Source organism: Gordonia rubripertincta, from assembly GCF_038024875.1.
In the GTDB taxonomy this organism is placed as follows: domain Bacteria; phylum Actinomycetota; class Actinomycetes; order Mycobacteriales; family Mycobacteriaceae; genus Gordonia; species Gordonia rubripertincta.
This window is the reverse complement of record NZ_CP136136.1, coordinates 595,724-611,264: the sequence shown is the minus strand read 5'-3', so window position 1 is coordinate 611,264 and position 15,541 is coordinate 595,724. Positions and strand designations below refer to the sequence as shown.

Below are 15,541 nucleotides of genomic sequence, written 5' to 3'. Positions count from 1 at the left end.
GGATACTTCTCCATATAGCTGCAGGTCCCTAGGCTGGGTGCATGGCTTCTTCGACTACCGCGGACACCGACATCGTTCTCTGTTCGCCCCTGCGCACCCCCGTCGGGCGCATGGGCGGGGCACTCGCTTCCGTGCCGGTCACCCGTCTGGCCACCGACCTGCTGAAGGAACTGGCATCGCGCACCGGACTCGGTGAGGGCGACATCGACGACGTCATCCTCGGACAGGGATACGCGAGCGGTGAGTCGCCGGCCCTCGGCCGGATCGCCGCACTCGACGCCGGTCTGGGCGTCGGTGTCCCCGGCATGCAGATCGACCGTCGATGCGGCTCGGGCCTGCAGGCCATCCTGACCGCCGCGTCGTCGGTGGCGACCGGCGGTGCGCGTCTCGTGGTCGCCGGTGGTGCCGAGTCGATGTCGAATGTCGAGCACTACGCGCTCGGTCTGCGCTCGGGGATCAAACAGGGCGGCGTCGAGCTGATGGACCGCCTCGATCGTGGACGTCTCACCGCCGGCGGCGAGTCGCATCCGGTGCCCGGCGGCATGATCGAGACCGCCGAGAATCTACGCGCGAAGTACGGCATCTCCCGCGCCGACCAGGACGAGTACGCCGCGCGGTCGCACCACCGGGCCGTCACCGCACACGAGGAGGGCCGCTTCTCAGACGAACTCGTCCCGGTCACGATCCCCGGACGCCGCGGCAAGCCCGACACCGTCGTCGACCGTGACGAGCACCCGCGCGCCGATGCCACCGCGGAATCCCTCGGCAAGCTGCGCCCCATCCGGCTCAAGCTCGACGCGGAGTCCACGGTCACCGCGGGCAACGCCTCGGGACAGAACGACGGCGCGGCCATGTGCGTGGTGACCACCCGCGCCGAAGCACGGCGTCGTGGACTGGAACCGCTTCTCGCCCTGCGTTCCTGGGCCGTGACCGGCTGCGAGCCCGAGACGATGGGCATCGGCCCGGTCGGCGCCACTGCGGCCGCACTGAACCGCGCCGACCTCACCCTCGACGAGATGGACCTGATCGAACTCAACGAGGCATTCGCCGCGCAGGTCCTCGCCTGCCTCGACGAATGGAAGATCGATGCCGGCGACGAACGTCTGAACCCCAACGGTTCCGGGATCTCCCTGGGCCATCCGATCGGCGCGACAGGCGGCCGGATCCTCGCCACCGCCGCCTACGAGGCCCGCCGTCGAGAGGCGCGCTACGTCCTCGAGACCATGTGCATCGGTGGCGGACAGGGCCTCGCCGCGATCTTCGAGGCGACCCGATGAGCGCCCCGGTGCAGGTGCACGCCGTCGTCTCCGGACGCACCGATGGTCCCGCGGTGGTCCTGTCGAACTCGCTCGGGTCCACGCACCGCATGTGGGATGCGCAGCTGGCCGCCCTCGAGGCACGGTTCCGCGTCGTCCGCTACGACACCCGCGGTCACGGTGAGTCCCCGGTTCCGCAAGGGCCGTACACGATCGACGATCTCGCCGACGACGTCATCGCCCTGCTCGACCGTCTCGACATCGAGCGCGCGCATCTCGTGGGTCTCTCCCTCGGCGGCATGACCATGATGCGGGTCGCCGCGCGCAATCCCGAACGGGTCGACCGGGTGTCGTTGTTCTGCACCGGGGCTCAGCTCTCGCCGCGGGAGGCCTGGCTCGACCGGGCCGCCATGGTGCGTGACCAGGGAACCGGTGCCGTCGCCGAGTCCGTTGTGCAGCGGTGGTTCACACCCGAGTACCTGAGTACCTACGGCAGTTCACGAAAGTTCCACGAGGACATGGTGGCCGCGACCCCGGCCGAGGGGTATGCCTCGTGCTGCGAGGTCATCGCCGAGATGGATCTCCGCGGCGACCTGCCGTCGATCACCGCGCCGGTGCTCGCGATCGCAGGCGCCGACGACCCCGCGACGCCGCCGGCCAAACTCGAGGAGATCGCGGACAACGTGCAGAACGGCCGCCTCCTCGTCGTGCCCGACGCCGCCCACCTGGCGAACGCCCAGCAGCCCGACATCATCAACCCCGCCCTGATCGAACACCTGGAGCAGCAATGAGTTACGACAAAGTGGTCGCCTCGGCAGCCGATGCCGTCGCCGACATTCCCGACGGTGCAAGCCTCGCGGTGGGCGGTTTCGGCCTCGCCGGCATCCCCGGCTTTCTCATCGACGCCCTCCTCGCGCAGGGCGCGAAGAACCTGACCATCGTCTCCAACAACTGCGGTGTCGACGGCGCGGGTCTCGGTCTGCTTCTCGAGAACCGCCGTATCGACAAAGTGATCGCCTCCTACATCGGCGAGAACAAGGAGTTCGGGCGCCAGTTCCTCTCCGGTGAGGTCACCGTCGAACTCACCCCGCAGGGCACCCTCGCCGAGCGGATGCGCGCCGGCGGCAGCGGAATCGGCGCCTTCTTCACCCCCACCGGTGTCGGCACCCTCGTCGAAGAGGGCGGACTGCCGTGGCGCTACAACGCCGACGGCACCGTCGCCGAGGCCTCCCCGCCCAAGGAGGTCCGCACCTTCAACGGCAAGCCGATGGTGCTCGAGGAAGCGATCGTCACCGACTACGCACTGGTGCGCGCCGCCGTCGTGGACAGGGCCGGAAACTGCAGATTCCACGCCGCGGCACGCAATTTCAATCCGCCGGCCGCGATGTCGGGCCGCACGACGATCGTCGAGGCGGAAAAGGTCGTGGAGGTCGGCGAACTCGGGCCCGACGAGATCCATCTCCCCGGCATCTTCGTCCAGCGCGTTCTCGAACTGACCCCGGAACAGGCCTTGCGCAAGGGAATCGAGAAGCGCACCATCCGCGAGCGCCCGACCGCCGCAACCGTATAGGAGACCGCCATGACCTGGAACCGGAACGAGATGGCCGCCCGAGCGGCAAAGGAACTCACCCGCGGCGACTACGTCAACCTGGGGATCGGTCTGCCGACCCTGATTCCCGACCAGTTGCCCGACGACTCGGGGATCTACCTCCACGCCGAGAACGGCATCCTCGGCGTCGGCCCCTTCCCGTACGACGACGAGGTCGATCCCGACCTGATCAACGCCGGCAAGCAGACCGTGTCCGTGCTGCCCGGGGCGTCGTACTTCGACTCCGCCACCAGTTTCGCGATGATCCGCGGCGGGCACGTCGACGTGGCCGTCCTCGGTGGGATGCAGGTGGCGATGAACGGCGACCTCGCCAACTGGATGGTGCCCGGCGCGCTCGTGAAGGGGATCGGCGGCGCCATGGACCTCGTCAACGGGGCCGGCAAGGTGATCGTGCTCATGGAGCACGTCACCAAGAAGGGGGAGCCGAAGCTCCTCGAGCACTGCGCCCTGCCGCTGACCGGCCGGAGCGTGGTGAGCCGCGTCATCACCGACCTGGGCGTGTTCGACGTCGCCGGAACGGGTTTCGAGGTCGTGGAACTGGCTCCCGGTGTCGACTTCGCCACCGTCGTCGAGAAGACCGGTGCCCCGGTGACCGATCGCACCGCGGTGCACGCCGCGGTCTGAGGCCGGTACGCAGCGGTCGACCGAACCTGCGATCAGGGTCGGAGATGGCGGTCTCTCAACGGCGCGAGGCCGCCAGCTCCGACCGTGACCGCAGTCCGAGCTTCGCGTAGATCCGGGTCAGGTGGTACTGCACGGTCTTGGGCGAGATGAACAGTTCGGCAGCCACCTCACGGTTGGAGAGCCCACGCGCCACGAGCGCGGTCACCGCTTCCTCCTGCGGGGTGAGCTCGGCGACGTCCTTCGCGGCGTGGGCATTCTCGACGCGTGAGACCGCCAGGCCGCCGGCCTTCAACTCGCGGTCGCAGCGCTCCACGTAGGTCGTCGCGCCCAGCGAGACGTACAGATCGCGGGCGGTCCCGATGACGGCGTCGGCGGCGCGTCGTTTGCCTGCCCGTCGCAACGTCTGGCCGTACGCGAAATTGACCCGCGCCTGGTCGTAGCGGAGCCCGAGGCCGTCGAGGAGTTCGATGCCCTCCTCGAAAGTCCGACGCGCACCGTGTATGTCGCCGGTGGCACCGAGGAACCGTCCGCGCGCGTACTTCATCCGGGCGGCAGACGAGCGGTGTCCGCGTTCCTCCGACCGTTTCTCGTAGGCCCGGAGCAGATCGTCGGCCGCGTCGTATTGACCCTCCAGGACGAGGGCATTCGCCAGTACGTCCACCCCAGGGCCACAGGCCGGGTTCGGACAGCGCGGGGACGCTCTCGGACATCGTTCTCAGCGGTGCGAGGATGCGCCGGACCTTTCCGTAATCCGCCGCGGCCTCGGCGAGCTGAGCACGTGCCAGCATGTCCGGGATGCGCATGATCTCGTAATCGCCCGCGGAGGTGGTGTTCTCGGCGACACTGCGGTGAGCTTCCTCCCAGTCGCCCCGCAGCGAATGAATCTGGCTCGCCGTCCAGTTCAGCAGCGGCGTCGTCAGCGCGATGCCACTGGATCGTGCCAGCCCATGGCCGGCTTCCACGTTGCGCATGGCCTCGTCCCAGTCGCCGGTGAGGAACTGCACCCGTGCCAGCCAGGCCACCGCCCACATCGAGATGCGCGTGGAACCGCCCAACTGTGCCATCGACACGGCGGTCTCGAGATTGGTTCGGGCGGCGTCGATCTCGTCGAGTCCCAGCTGCAACCACCCGCGACCCATGATCGCGCGCTGCGCCTGCGCGCCGTACCGGATCTGTTCGGAGACCGAATCGTACTCGGCGCGGGCGGCGTCGGGATGCCCCGACCACGCCAATCCGAGCCCACGGATGACCGCGGCCTCCACGCGGGCCGCCGACCCGCTCCCGGCCATCGTGATCGCCCGATCGGCCCAGGTCACCAACTCGGCGCCCTGGCACCGTACGAGGTTGTGCAACACGCGGCGCTGGGCGATCAGGGCGGCCACGTCGGGTTCACGATCGACGTTGACGATGTCCCAGGCGCGATCGAGGCGCAGCTGCGCTTCCGCCGAGCGTCCCCGCAGGATGGCCAGGTACGCCAGCGTCGCATTGCGCAGCGGTGTCTCGCGCAAGCTCTCCACCGTCGGGACCAAGGCGCCGGCACCGGTGCAATCACCCGCGGCGAGAAGCGAATCGACCGCGAGGGTCACTCGGGTGTCGCGCTCGAGCGGATCGGGCGTGAGCCGGCCCGACTGGCGGTAGAGACCGGCGGCCTCCGCCCATGCGCCGTCGGCACCGCGCATGCGGGCGAGATCGGCCAGGTCGTCGGCGAGACCGGCATCGGCGGTCGGGGTGGCGGCCACCCGGTGATGGAGCCGGCGCGCCGGATCGACGACCACGTCGGCCGCCCGTCGGTGCGCAGCGCCCACGGCCTTCATCCCCAGGACCTCGAGGATGGCGGCGCGCACCAGGGGGGTGACGATCCGGGGCTGCACCTCGGCGGGCGTCAGCGCGCCGTCGGAGGTGACCAGACCGGTGCGTCGCGCGTCGTCGATCGCCGCCAGCGGGTCCTCGACGCCGGCGAGGGCCAGAGCGGTCGAGAGTGGTTCGGCGACATCGAGTATCGCGAGCGCCTCGATGAGCGCGCGGGCGGGCGTGCCAGACTCCGGGAGTCGCTCGCGCACCGCACGGACGACGTGTGCGGGGGCCGGGAGCTGGGCGTCACTGCGTGACCAGGTCCCGGCCGGTACCTCGTCGAGCAGGGCCACGATGTCTCGTGGATTGCCCGACGTGTGCCGGGTCAGTTCCGCGCGCATCGCGGGATGGAGCACGATGCCGCGCTGTCCGGCCAGATCCGCGGTGCCCTGTGCATCGACCCCCTCGAGTCGCAGCTCGTCGAAGGCCTGTCCGGCGAGGCGGGTGCCGGGCCGAGCTGTCGTCACGACGACGAGGATGCGACGTGCCCGGTGCTCCCGGATCAGCGTCACCAACGCGTGGAGCGACTCCTCGTCGGCGAGGTCGGCGTCGTCGACAGCCACGAGCACCGGGCCATCCGACGTCGTCGCCTCGAGTAGGGCGTCCACGAGATCGCCGGCGCGATCCGGCTCGACCTGCTGGTCCTGGAGGAGTTGACGGATCAGCGAACCCGGAGTGGCGGCCTGCCAGGGCGAGACCCGTGCCCACAACGAGGTGCCGGCGTCCGGGGACGCCAGGTGGTACTGGACGAGGTGGGTGAGCAGGGTCGACTTGCCGCAACCCGGATTCCCGGAGATGGCGATCAGTTCCGCCCCGGAAACGGTGCGGAGCCGCGACGACAACACGTCGATCTCGCGGTCCCGACCGACACATGCGGCAGTGACCATCATCGCTCCATGGTAGGTAACCGTGGACGCCGGTGGCCTCGGGTTCCTATCCCTGGTCGCCGCCCGCGACCGGCAGGACCGTGCCGGTGATGTACGACGCCTCGTCCGACGCCAGGAAACAGATCGCCGCGGCCTGCTCGTCGAGCGTCCCGTATCGGTTCATCAGGGACGACGCCTTGGTCTGATCGATGTGGGCCTGATACCACTGCGCCTCGGTCTCGTTCCGCGGCTCGGGGGTGCCGCGGGAGATCCGGCGGGGCGGGGCCTCGGTGCCACCGGGCGCAGCGGCCACCACGCGGACACCGGCGTCGGCGTATTCCATCGCCAGCGACGCGGTCATCGCGTTGACGGCGCCCTTGGCGGCCGAGTAGGGGATGCGATGGATTCCGCGGGTCGCGGCGGAGGAGACGTTGACGATCACCCCGCCGCCGTTGTCGATCATCGACGGCAGAACAGCTCGGCACGAGTACAGCGTGGTCATCAGGGACCGGTCGATCTCCGCCCGGATCTGTGCGTCGGTGAACTCGGTGAACGGTTTGAAGTTGATCGCCCCGCCGACGTTGTTGATCAGCACGTCGACGCGGCCGTAGGAGGCGATGGCCCGGCGGACCACCGACTCGGCGCCGTCGTAGGACTCCAGGTCCGCGATCGCCGACACCGCCCCGGGACCGGTCGACTCGAGGTCACGCGCGACCTCCTCGACGAGGTCCGACCGGTCGGCCAGGACGACCTTTCCGCCTTCGGCGCTGATCCGGCGCGCGGCCTGTTCACCGATTCCCTGTGCGGCGCCGGTGATCACCACGACCTTGCCGGCGAAGCGGCCGGGGGTGACGAAACGCGGTCGGCGCGAAGTCATCTCGTCGGCCATCGCACGACGCATCGTCTGCTTGGACCGTTCGGCATGAGCGGCGATCAGCTCCCGGGCGGCGTCGTGGTCGCCGGATTCGAAGGCCGACACGATGTCGAGATGGTCCTGTGCGCACAGCGGGTGGCACCACGTCGCGTTGCGCAGCACCTCGGTCATCCGGCCCTTCACCCCGAGGGCCTTGTAGGCCTCGAGCAGGTGGTCGTTGCCCGTGAGCGTGAACAGGTAGTCGTGGAAGGCGGCGTTGGTCTCGGTGTACTGGGCGGCATCGACGAACCGGTCCCCGTCGACGTAGGGCACGGTGGCGTCGGCGAGCAACCGGTAGCCGGTCAGCTGCTTGGTGTTCAGGCGGCCGAAGGTCAGTTCCAGCGCGCCCAGTTCGAGCGCGGCACGCGCCTCGAACAGGGCGTCCGACTCGTGGATGGCCGGGTGTTCCTCACCGATCTGATAACCCTGCGAACCGACCACGGTCGGAGCGGTGACGGGCTCGGCGGAAGCGGTGTCCTCGTGCGGGGTTCCGGTGACCGGCGCGGGAGTCGGACCGGAAGCGTGTAGCTGGGTGAGGTCCGACGCCGCGAACATCTCCTGCCCGGCGATCGTGCGCACGGTCCCGGTCGCGTCCGACACCGTCGGCCGGATCGCGCCGTCGTCGGGATCGAGGTCCGGGCCGCCGATCCCGCCGCGCCACATCTGTTGTCCGGCAACGCGTACGAGCGAGTCGTCGTCGGGGGTGCCGGATTGGGGTCCCGGCCGGCTGTCGAGTTCGGCAGCCGGCAGCGTCAGCTGTCCCGCGACCGCGCGGGCGTCGGTTGCGAATAGGAGCTCTTCCACCGCCGCACGACCAGTCGCCGCCGCCACGACGACCGGAGCAGACTCGTCGGTCTCGGCCCCGGCGACCTCGTTCTCCGCGGCGGCCGTGGGCTTGGCGGCCAGCGCGAACTTCTCGTAGTAGAAGCCGGTCGGTTCGATCCCGGCCTGCGCGACGTGCTTGCGCACGGCCTCGACCATGGGCGGCGGACCGCAGAGGTAGATCGCGACGTCGCCGTCGTAGAGATGAGCCGGTTCGATCAGGCTCATCACATAACCCTTGTTGGTCGCCGAGCTGGCCGGGTCCGAGACACAGTGGTCCCAGGTGAAGCCCGGCAACTTGTCGGCGAAGTACTCGATCTCGTCGGTCGCGACCAGGTCGGTGTCGGTGGAGACACCGTAGATCAGGTGTACCTTCCGACGGCTGTTGTCGGCGTGCAGCTTTCGCAGCATCGACAGGATCGGGGCCAGGCCGGTGCCGCCGGCCAGCAACAGCACCGGGCGGGTGGCCTCGCGAAGGAAGAACGAACCGTGCGGCCCGGTGAAGCTGATCTCCTCGCCCTGGGTGGCGCGGTCGGTCAGATACGTCGACATCGCCCCGCCCGGGGTGAGCTTGATCAGGAAGACCAGTCGGTCCTCGTGTGGCCCGTTGGCGAAGGAGTACGACCGCCGGATGGGATTCCCGTCGCCGTCATCGCTACCGGGGACCTCGATGTTCACGTACTGGCCGGGAAGGAACGCCAACTGTCCGCGGTTCTCGATCCGGATCTCCAGGCGCATCGTCGACTCCGAGAGACGATCGAGCCCGACGACGGTGCCGGTGAACCTCGCGGCCTGTGTCTTCGCGACGTCCGAGGTGGCCGCGATCTGCAGCACCAGATCGGATTTCGGCTTCATGCAGCACGGCAGCGCAAAACCCTGTGCCGATTCGTCGTCGGAGAGAGCATCCTCGATGTAGGTGCCGCCGTCGTAGTCGCCGGACTCGCAGAACGCCTTACATGTTCCGCAGGCGCCGTCGCGACAGTCGAGCGGAATGTTGATGCGCTGCCGGTAGGAGGCGTCGGCGACGGTCTGATCCTCGCGGCAGGTGACGAATCGGGTGACCCCGTCCTCGAAGGACAGCGCCACCTGATGGGTGTTCGCGGTGCCGGCGGCGGCGCCGGCCTCTGCATCGGTGGTGACAGTCATGGACGGGATCCTCTTGATCGGCGTTTCGGGTGGTCGGGGCTGGTGAGGTGAAGGTCAGAAGTGGTACACGTCCACCACGTGGTGGATGTAGTCGTTCTTCAGCACGATCGTCTTGCGCCGGATCAACGGGCGTTCACCGGAGAAGTCGATGGTGTAGAACGAGGTCCCGTAGTACGGGTCGACCGTGTTGTACCGGAAATACATCGTGTGCCAATTGAATCGGACGTCGACGAGGTCGCCGCGCCGTTCGATCACCTCGACGTTGCTGATGTTGTGGCTGGTGCGCGGTTCGGGAAGGGAGGTGGCCGAGGACCTCTCGGTACGAATCCGGAACACCCGGTCCTCGAGGCCGCCCTTGTTGCCGTAGTAGATGAGCGAGATCTCGCGCTGCGGGTCCTCGGTCAGGCGATCGTTGTCGTCCCAGGCGGGCATCCAGTACACGACGTCGTCGGCGTAGCAGTCGAGCCACTTCTCGAACTCGCGGTCGTCGAGATAGCGCGCCTCTCGATAGAGGAACTGCTCGATCATGTTCTGCGTGATCAGTTTCCCGCCGGCGTCCGTCCCGGTCGCGGCGGTGTTCTCGGTGGTCGTCATCCCGTTCCCCTTCAGTGCTTCTCGGCGGCTGCGGTCGCGGATTCCTCTTCGGCGGCCACCGCAGCGCGCATCGTCTCGAGCCAGTAACCGTGCTGGACGGGGTAGAGGCCCTCGTCCTCGTTCTTGACTCCGGCGGAGATGACGCCGGTCATGCCCAGCGACTCGGCGACCTCGTCCGGTCCGGTCAGCCAGTGCTGCGCACCTCGGCTCATGTCGTTCCACGGAGCGGCCTGCGCGCGGAAGGTGAGCTGGCAGGAGCGGAACTCCTCGAGATCGTCGGGGGTGGCCATACCCGACGCGTTGAAGAAGTCCTCGTACTGGCGGATACGGTGCGCGCGTGCGGAGTCGCTCTCACCCTTGGGGGCGATGCAGTAGATGGTGACCTCGGTCTTGTCCGGCGCGATCGGCCGGAAGTGACGGATCTGGGTCGAGAACTGGTCCATCAGATAGACGTTCGGGTACAGGCACAGGTTGCGCGAGCCCTTCACCATGAACTCGCCCTTGGCGTCGCCGTGGGTCTTCTTGAGGTCGTCCATCTTGTCCCAGAGCGGCCGGTCCTGCGGATTGGCCGCCCAGGTCCACAGGCATAGATGGCCGTTGGGGTACGACCAGTAACCGCCACCGGACTTGCCCCATCCGCCGGCGTCGAGTGCCTTGGTGTCGTTCTTGGACTCGCCGGTGCCGCGCCGCGAGGTGGTGGCGGCGTAGTTCCAGTGGGTCGCGGTGACGTGGTACCCGTCGGCGCCGTTCTCCGCCTGGACCTTCCAGTTCCCGTCGTAGGTGTAGGTCGACGAACCGCGCAGCACCTCGAGGCCGTCCGGCGACTGGTCCACCAGCATGTCGATGACCAGGCGGGTGTCGCCGAGATGATCGTCGAGCGATTGCACGTCGTCGTTCAGGCTGCCGAACAGGAAGCCGCGGTAGCTGTCGAAGCGGGCGACCTTGGTGAGGTTGTGTGAGCCGTTGACGTCGAAGGTGTCGGGGTAGCCCGCGCCCTCGGGGTCCTTGACCTTCAGCAGGGTGCCGTCGTTGCGGAAGGTCCATCCGTGGAACGGGCAGGTGAGGGTCATCCGGTTGTCGGTCTTGCGGCGGCAGATCATGGCCCCGCGGTGGGCGCAGGCGTTGATGAGGCAGTGCAGCTCGCCGCTCTTGTCCCGGGTGATGACCACGGGCTGCCGGCCGATGTAGGTGGTGAAGTAGTCGCCGGGGTTGGGCACCTGACTCTCGTGGGCCAGGTAGATCCAGTTGCCCTCGAAGATGTGCTTCATCTCCAGCTCGAAGATGTCCTCGTCGGTGAAGATCCGACGGTTGGCGCGATAGACGCCGGCCTCGCGGTCGTCGACGACCGCGTCGCCGAGGACAGAGTTCACGTGGTGAAGATGTTCCGTTACGGACGCGGTCATGTGCTGTACCTCCAGATTTTGGCTGCTCATTGCACTGTCGCACCCGCGTGGTGCCGATCACACTAGGGCAATGGCCAGTCCTGACCAAGCATCCGATTGATAAACAGCTGCGATCAATACGATCTGCAAATGTCTTTGTCTTGTATGTATTCGACCTTTACCGTGGAATGCGTGGTCGCGGTCACACTTGATGACCGGCGACGGGGTTCTACGAGAAAAGACGAGTCATGGAGCTGAGGCACCTGCGCTACTTCGCAGCCGTAGCCGAGACCTGCCACTTCGGGCAGGCCGCGGCGACTCTGCACGTGGCCCAGCCGGCTCTGTCCTACGCGATCCGTCAGCTCGAGGCGGAACTCGACGTCACGCTGTTCGTGCGCACCACGCGCCAGGTGTCTCTGACCCCTGCGGGCGCATATCTCAAGGAGCAGGCCGAGCGCGTCCTGGCTGGCGTCGACGACGCCGTCGACGGGGTGCGGCGGATAGCGGCGGGACGGAGCGGCCTGGTGCGTCTCGGTCTCACCGGAATCGCCGCGTTCTCTCATCTGCCCCGTATCGCTCGCATCGTCAAGCGTGAACTACCGGACGTCGACCTCGACATCCGATCCGACATGCTGACACCGGGGCAGTGCGACGCTCTGCGCGCCGGTGCGATCGATCTCGGCATCCTCCGTCCGCCGGCGACCGGGGAAGACATCGAGTCCCGGGTGATCGACGTCGAACAGCTGGTGCTCGCCGTCTCGGTCGATCACCGGCTCGCCATCGAGCCCGTCGTGTCGGTGGCGGACCTTCGCAGTGAGTCGTTCGTGATGTACGACAGCCGGGACTCGGCAGTCAATGACGCGGTGGTGAAGGCATGTCGCGCAGCCGGATTCGTTCCCCGGCGGGCGCATCAGGCATCCGGTACCCCGGTGTTGCTCGCGCTGGTGGCCGCCGGACTCGGGGTTGCCGTCCTGCCGGCCTCCGTGCGTGCCCTCCCGCTGGACGGGCTCGTCGTCCGCGACCTCGCCGACGCCGACACCGTTGAGGTCGCACTGGCCTGGAAAACCGGTGTCGAGAACCCGGTGGTCGGCGCGGTCGCCGACGTCATCGCATCCGCTTTCGCAACCGGTTCGGCCGACGCCGACCCGCGCGACCTCAGCGCTCAGCTCAGTGCCCAGTTTGGAGATGAAAGATGAAGATCACCCGAGTGGACGCGATTCCATTCGCGATTCCGTACGTGAAACCGCTGAGGTTCGCCTCGGGCGAGGTGCACGTGGCCAATCACGTGCTGGTCCGTGTACACACCGACACCGGGGTGGTGGGCGTCGCGGAGGCGCCGCCTCGGCCGTTCACCTACGGAGAGACCCAGGACGGCATCATCACCGTCGTCAACACGATCTTCGCCCCGGCGATCGTCGGGCTCACCCTGCTCGAACGTGAGGTGGTCGCCGCCCGGCTGGCGCGGACGATCGGCAACCCGGCCGCCAAATCAGCTGTCGACATGGCGATCTGGGATGCGCTCGGCAAGACCCTGGGGCTTCCCGTGGGCGACATGCTCGGCGGGTTCACCGACCGGTTGCGCGTCAGCCACATGCTCGGTTTCGCCGAGCCCGCGAAGATGGTCGCCGAGGCCGAGAAGATGGTCGAGACCTACGGCATCCGGACCTTCAAGGTGAAGGTCGGCAGGCACCCGGTGGGCCTCGACACCGCCGTCGTCCGGGCATTGCGCGAACGGTTCGGCGCCGAGATCGAGCTCTACGTCGACGGCAACCGCGGCTGGACCGCCGCGGAGTCGGCCCGAGCCATGAAGGAGATGTCCGACCTCGACCTGCTGTTCGCCGAAGAACTCTGCGACGCAGCCGATGTGATGGGCCGACGCTGGCTCGTGGAGCAACTCGACGTCCCGTTCATCGCCGACGAGTCGGTGCCCACGCCGGCCGACGTCACCCGGGAGATTCTCGGACGCTCCGCCACCGCGATCAGCATCAAGACCGCGCGGACCGGCTTCACCACCTCGCGCCGGACCCACCACCTCGCCGAGGGGCTCGGCATCCCGGTGGTCATGGGCAACCAGATCGACGGCCAGGTCGGCACAGCGTGCGCGCTCGCCTTCGGCAGTGCCTTCGAACTGACCTCGCGCTACGCGGGCGAGCTGTCGAACTTCCTCGACATGAGCGACGACCTGCTGACCGAGCCCCTGCAGATCCGAGACGGCCACCTGTACCGGTCCACGGCTCCGGGTATCGGCTTCGAGGTCGATCCGGAGAAGCTCGAGCGTTACCGAACCGACAACTGAAAACACCACCAACACAGATCGTTTCGTGGCAGCCCCACGAGCAGTGAGTACAAGGAGAAAATCATGACCACCACCGAGCACCCGAACGAGGTCGCGACCGCAGCCGCGTCCGGCGCATCCGCCACCGAACGGTTCCACGCCGACAAGTCGCCCTTCGAGGCCGTCAAGGACACCCCGCCGGAGCGTGTGGCCACGCTGATCAACGAGGTCCTCGCGGGCGTGCACGCGACGATCCGCAAGCACAAGGTCACCTACGACGAGTACAACGCCCTCAAGGCATGGCTCATCAATGTCGGCGAGGACGGCGAATGGCCGCTGTTCCTCGACGTCTGGGTCGAGCACGTCGTCGAGGATGTCGCCACCGAGCACCGCGAGGGCAACAAGGGCAGCATCGAGGGTCCCTACTACGTCCCGAACGCGCCCGAGCAGGGCTCCAGGGGAGCAGTGCCGATGCGTGAGGACGAGAAGGGCGATCCGCTGCTGTGGAACGGCCAGGTCCGCTCGTGCGACGGCACCCCGCTCGCCGGCGCCAAGGTCGAGCTGTGGCACGCCGACGACGACGGTTTCTACTCGCAGTTCGCTCCCGGCATCCCGGAGTGGAACCTGCGCGCCACCTTCACCACCGACGACCAGGGCAACTTCGAGATCACCACGATTCGCCCGGCGCCGTACATGATCCCGACGGACGGCTCGTGCGGAAAGATGATCGCGGCGGCCGGTTGGCACCCGTGGCGTCCCGCCCACCTGCACCTCAAGGTGTCGGCGCCCGGCCACGAGCAGCTCACCGCGCAGCTGTACTTCCCCGGCGATGCCCACAACGACGACGACGTCGCCAGTGCGGTGAAGCCCGAGCTGATCCTCGATCCCCAGGACGACGGCAAGGGCGGCTACACGGTCGCCTACGACTTCGTCCTGGACCCGGTGAAGTAGATGCTGTTCCATGTCCGCATGGACGTCAACATCCCCGACGATCTCGACCCGGACGTCCGGGCAGACACCGTCGCCCGGGAGAAGGCGTACTCGCAGGACCTACAGCGCACCGGCAAGTGGCCGCACATCTGGCGGATCGTCGGCGAGTACTCCAACTACTCGATCTTCGACGTGGACTCCAACGACGAGCTGCACACGCTGCTGTCGGGTCTGCCGCTGTTCCCGTACATGGACATCAAGGTGACGCCGCTCGCGACACATCCGTCGGACATCAAGGCCTGACGCACACACGACCTGCCCCGCCGGCCTTACGCGTCGGCGGGGCACGTCGCGTTCAAGGGTGGCGAGCTCACGCCAGGTTGCGGTCCTCGCCGTCGATCAACACCGAAAGCATTGCGTCCCAATGTCGCAACGGCAGCAGGTGGCCTTCACCGGGGAAGACTGTGAGATCAGCGTCGGGTAGGTGGCGCGCCAGCCACTCGCCGTTGGACAGGGTCGTCATCGCGTCGTCGGCGCCGTACCAGAGGTGAACGGGCGCAGAGACGTCGGCGACCCGAAAATCCCACGGGCCGACGAAGGCGACGTTGTCCCAAGCGATGGCGTCGGGCCCTCGATGCAGCGCTTCGGAAAACGACTCGAAGAGCATCCGCCGTACCGACAGATCCTCGATGACCGCGGCGTCGCTTGTACCCCACATCCAGTCGATCCAGGGCGCGGCGGGGTCGTTCCTAACCGACATCATCGCGGCGAGCATGTCCCGGTTGCCCTCGAGGAAGGTCTCGGCCGCCCGTCCGGGGTCTGCCGGCAGATGCGCGAGGGCTCGGCGGTCGTTGTCGGTCAGGAGCTCTCGAGCCCCGGGTACGTCGAGCGCGGGTCCGGGGCCACCGGACACACCGACGCCGGTCACGCGGTCGGGCATCAGCGCTGCTGCGGCAAGCGCGAAGGGCCCGCCACCCGACCACCCGAAGACGGCAAAGCGGTCGAGTCCGAGGCGGTCGGCCAGGGCCTCGACGTCGCGTGCCACTGGCGTGAGGCCGATTGGTGCGGGGTCCGACGCGCCGTATCCGGGGCGGTCGAAACTCACCACCCGGACGCCGTGTCGCTGGGCGATCTGATCGCCGAAAGCGGCCTCGAGACGGGAGCCCGGAGTCCCGTGGAAGTGTACGACGACAGGTCCGGTGGCCTCGCCGACGTCCCGCGCCGAGATCGATCGTCCCTCGATGTCCATCGTGAACTCCGTCATCGTGCGGAG

The 15,541-nt window shown here is 67.9% G+C and carries 12 protein-coding genes and 1 pseudogene; 8 read left to right on the top strand and 5 right to left on the bottom strand.

What is annotated here, in order from left to right:
* Positions 1-41: 41 nt before the first annotated feature.
* The 4 genes from RVF83_RS02620 to RVF83_RS02605 are packed head-to-tail and all read left to right on the top strand — an operon-like array spanning position 42 to position 3,489.
* Complete coding sequence (locus RVF83_RS02620) at positions 42-1,277, top strand: acetyl-CoA C-acetyltransferase (protein ID WP_005198075.1); 1,236 nt, start codon at positions 42-44, stop codon at positions 1,275-1,277.
* Positions 1,274-2,047, top strand: coding sequence for a 3-oxoadipate enol-lactonase (pcaD, locus tag RVF83_RS02615; protein ID WP_005198077.1), 774 nt, complete (start codon positions 1,274-1,276; stop codon positions 2,045-2,047). The genes RVF83_RS02620 and pcaD overlap by 4 nt, the downstream gene beginning before the upstream one ends.
* A complete protein-coding gene (locus tag RVF83_RS02610) occupies positions 2,044-2,826 on the top strand; it encodes a CoA transferase subunit A (protein ID WP_005198087.1) in 783 nt (260 codons plus the stop codon). The genes pcaD and RVF83_RS02610 overlap by 4 nt, the downstream gene beginning before the upstream one ends.
* A gap of 9 nt (positions 2,827-2,835) precedes the next feature.
* Positions 2,836-3,489 (top strand): 3-oxoacid CoA-transferase subunit B, encoded by a 654-nt coding sequence (locus tag RVF83_RS02605; RefSeq protein WP_005198088.1) that lies wholly within the window; start codon positions 2,836-2,838, stop codon positions 3,487-3,489.
* A 55-nt stretch (positions 3,490-3,544) separates the two neighbouring features.
* Here the strand turns inward: RVF83_RS02605 and RVF83_RS02600 are convergent.
* The 4 genes and pseudogenes from RVF83_RS02600 to benA form a co-directional block, all read right to left on the bottom strand.
* Positions 3,545-6,230, bottom strand: a pseudogene (locus RVF83_RS02600) (helix-turn-helix transcriptional regulator).
* Between the two features lie 43 nt (positions 6,231-6,273).
* Positions 6,274-9,087, bottom strand: a complete 2,814-nt coding sequence (gene benC / locus RVF83_RS02595; protein ID WP_005198090.1) for a benzoate 1,2-dioxygenase electron transfer component BenC — start codon at positions 9,085-9,087, stop codon at positions 6,274-6,276.
* A 54-nt stretch (positions 9,088-9,141) separates the two neighbouring features.
* Positions 9,142-9,681, bottom strand: coding sequence for a benzoate 1,2-dioxygenase small subunit (gene benB, locus RVF83_RS02590; protein WP_005198091.1), 540 nt, complete (start codon positions 9,679-9,681; stop codon positions 9,142-9,144).
* An 11-nt stretch (positions 9,682-9,692) separates the two neighbouring features.
* On the bottom strand, positions 9,693-11,084 hold the full coding sequence (gene benA / locus RVF83_RS02585; protein WP_039880336.1) for a benzoate 1,2-dioxygenase large subunit: 1,392 nt from the start codon (positions 11,082-11,084) through the stop codon (positions 9,693-9,695).
* A gap of 227 nt (positions 11,085-11,311) precedes the next feature.
* Here benA and RVF83_RS02580 point away from each other — a divergent pair, with 227 nt between their 5' ends.
* The 4 genes from RVF83_RS02580 to catC all read left to right on the top strand — a co-directional run bounded on the left by RVF83_RS02580 (position 11,312) and on the right by catC (position 14,571).
* The gene (locus RVF83_RS02580; protein WP_005198093.1) at positions 11,312-12,259 is read left to right on the top strand and encodes a LysR family transcriptional regulator; all 948 of its coding nucleotides are present in this window, start codon (positions 11,312-11,314) and stop codon (positions 12,257-12,259) included.
* On the top strand, positions 12,256-13,359 hold the full coding sequence (locus RVF83_RS02575; RefSeq protein ID WP_005198094.1) for a mandelate racemase/muconate lactonizing enzyme family protein: 1,104 nt from the start codon (positions 12,256-12,258) through the stop codon (positions 13,357-13,359). Before RVF83_RS02580 ends, RVF83_RS02575 begins: the two co-directional genes overlap by 4 nt.
* A 63-nt stretch (positions 13,360-13,422) precedes the next feature.
* Complete coding sequence (gene catA / locus RVF83_RS02570) at positions 13,423-14,289, top strand: catechol 1,2-dioxygenase (RefSeq protein WP_005198095.1); 867 nt, start codon at positions 13,423-13,425, stop codon at positions 14,287-14,289.
* Complete coding sequence (gene catC, locus RVF83_RS02565; RefSeq protein ID WP_005198096.1) at positions 14,290-14,571, top strand: muconolactone Delta-isomerase; 282 nt, start codon at positions 14,290-14,292, stop codon at positions 14,569-14,571.
* A 67-nt stretch (positions 14,572-14,638) separates the two neighbouring features.
* Here catC and RVF83_RS02560 read toward each other — a convergent pair whose 3' ends face one another.
* Positions 14,639-15,532 (bottom strand): alpha/beta fold hydrolase, encoded by an 894-nt coding sequence (locus RVF83_RS02560; RefSeq protein WP_005198098.1) that lies wholly within the window; start codon positions 15,530-15,532, stop codon positions 14,639-14,641.
* Positions 15,533-15,541: the final 9 nt, after the last annotated feature.

Coding starts and splice junctions, on each gene's coding strand:
- RVF83_RS02620 (WP_005198075.1), top strand. CDS start 42: ATGGCTTCTTCGACTACCGCGGACACCGACATCGTTCTCTGTTCGCCC.
- pcaD (WP_005198077.1), top strand. CDS start 1,274: ATGAGCGCCCCGGTGCAGGTGCACGCCGTCGTCTCCGGACGCACCGAT.
- RVF83_RS02610 (WP_005198087.1), top strand. CDS start 2,044: ATGAGTTACGACAAAGTGGTCGCCTCGGCAGCCGATGCCGTCGCCGAC.
- RVF83_RS02605 (WP_005198088.1), top strand. CDS start 2,836: ATGACCTGGAACCGGAACGAGATGGCCGCCCGAGCGGCAAAGGAACTC.
- benC (WP_005198090.1), bottom strand. CDS start 9,087: ATGACTGTCACCACCGATGCAGAGGCCGGCGCCGCCGCCGGCACCGCG.
- benB (WP_005198091.1), bottom strand. CDS start 9,681: ATGACGACCACCGAGAACACCGCCGCGACCGGGACGGACGCCGGCGGG.
- benA (WP_039880336.1), bottom strand. CDS start 11,084: ATGACCGCGTCCGTAACGGAACATCTTCACCACGTGAACTCTGTCCTC.
- RVF83_RS02580 (WP_005198093.1), top strand. CDS start 11,312: ATGGAGCTGAGGCACCTGCGCTACTTCGCAGCCGTAGCCGAGACCTGC.
- RVF83_RS02575 (WP_005198094.1), top strand. CDS start 12,256: ATGAAGATCACCCGAGTGGACGCGATTCCATTCGCGATTCCGTACGTG.
- catA (WP_005198095.1), top strand. CDS start 13,423: ATGACCACCACCGAGCACCCGAACGAGGTCGCGACCGCAGCCGCGTCC.
- catC (WP_005198096.1), top strand. CDS start 14,290: ATGCTGTTCCATGTCCGCATGGACGTCAACATCCCCGACGATCTCGAC.
- RVF83_RS02560 (WP_005198098.1), bottom strand. CDS start 15,532: ATGACGGAGTTCACGATGGACATCGAGGGACGATCGATCTCGGCGCGG.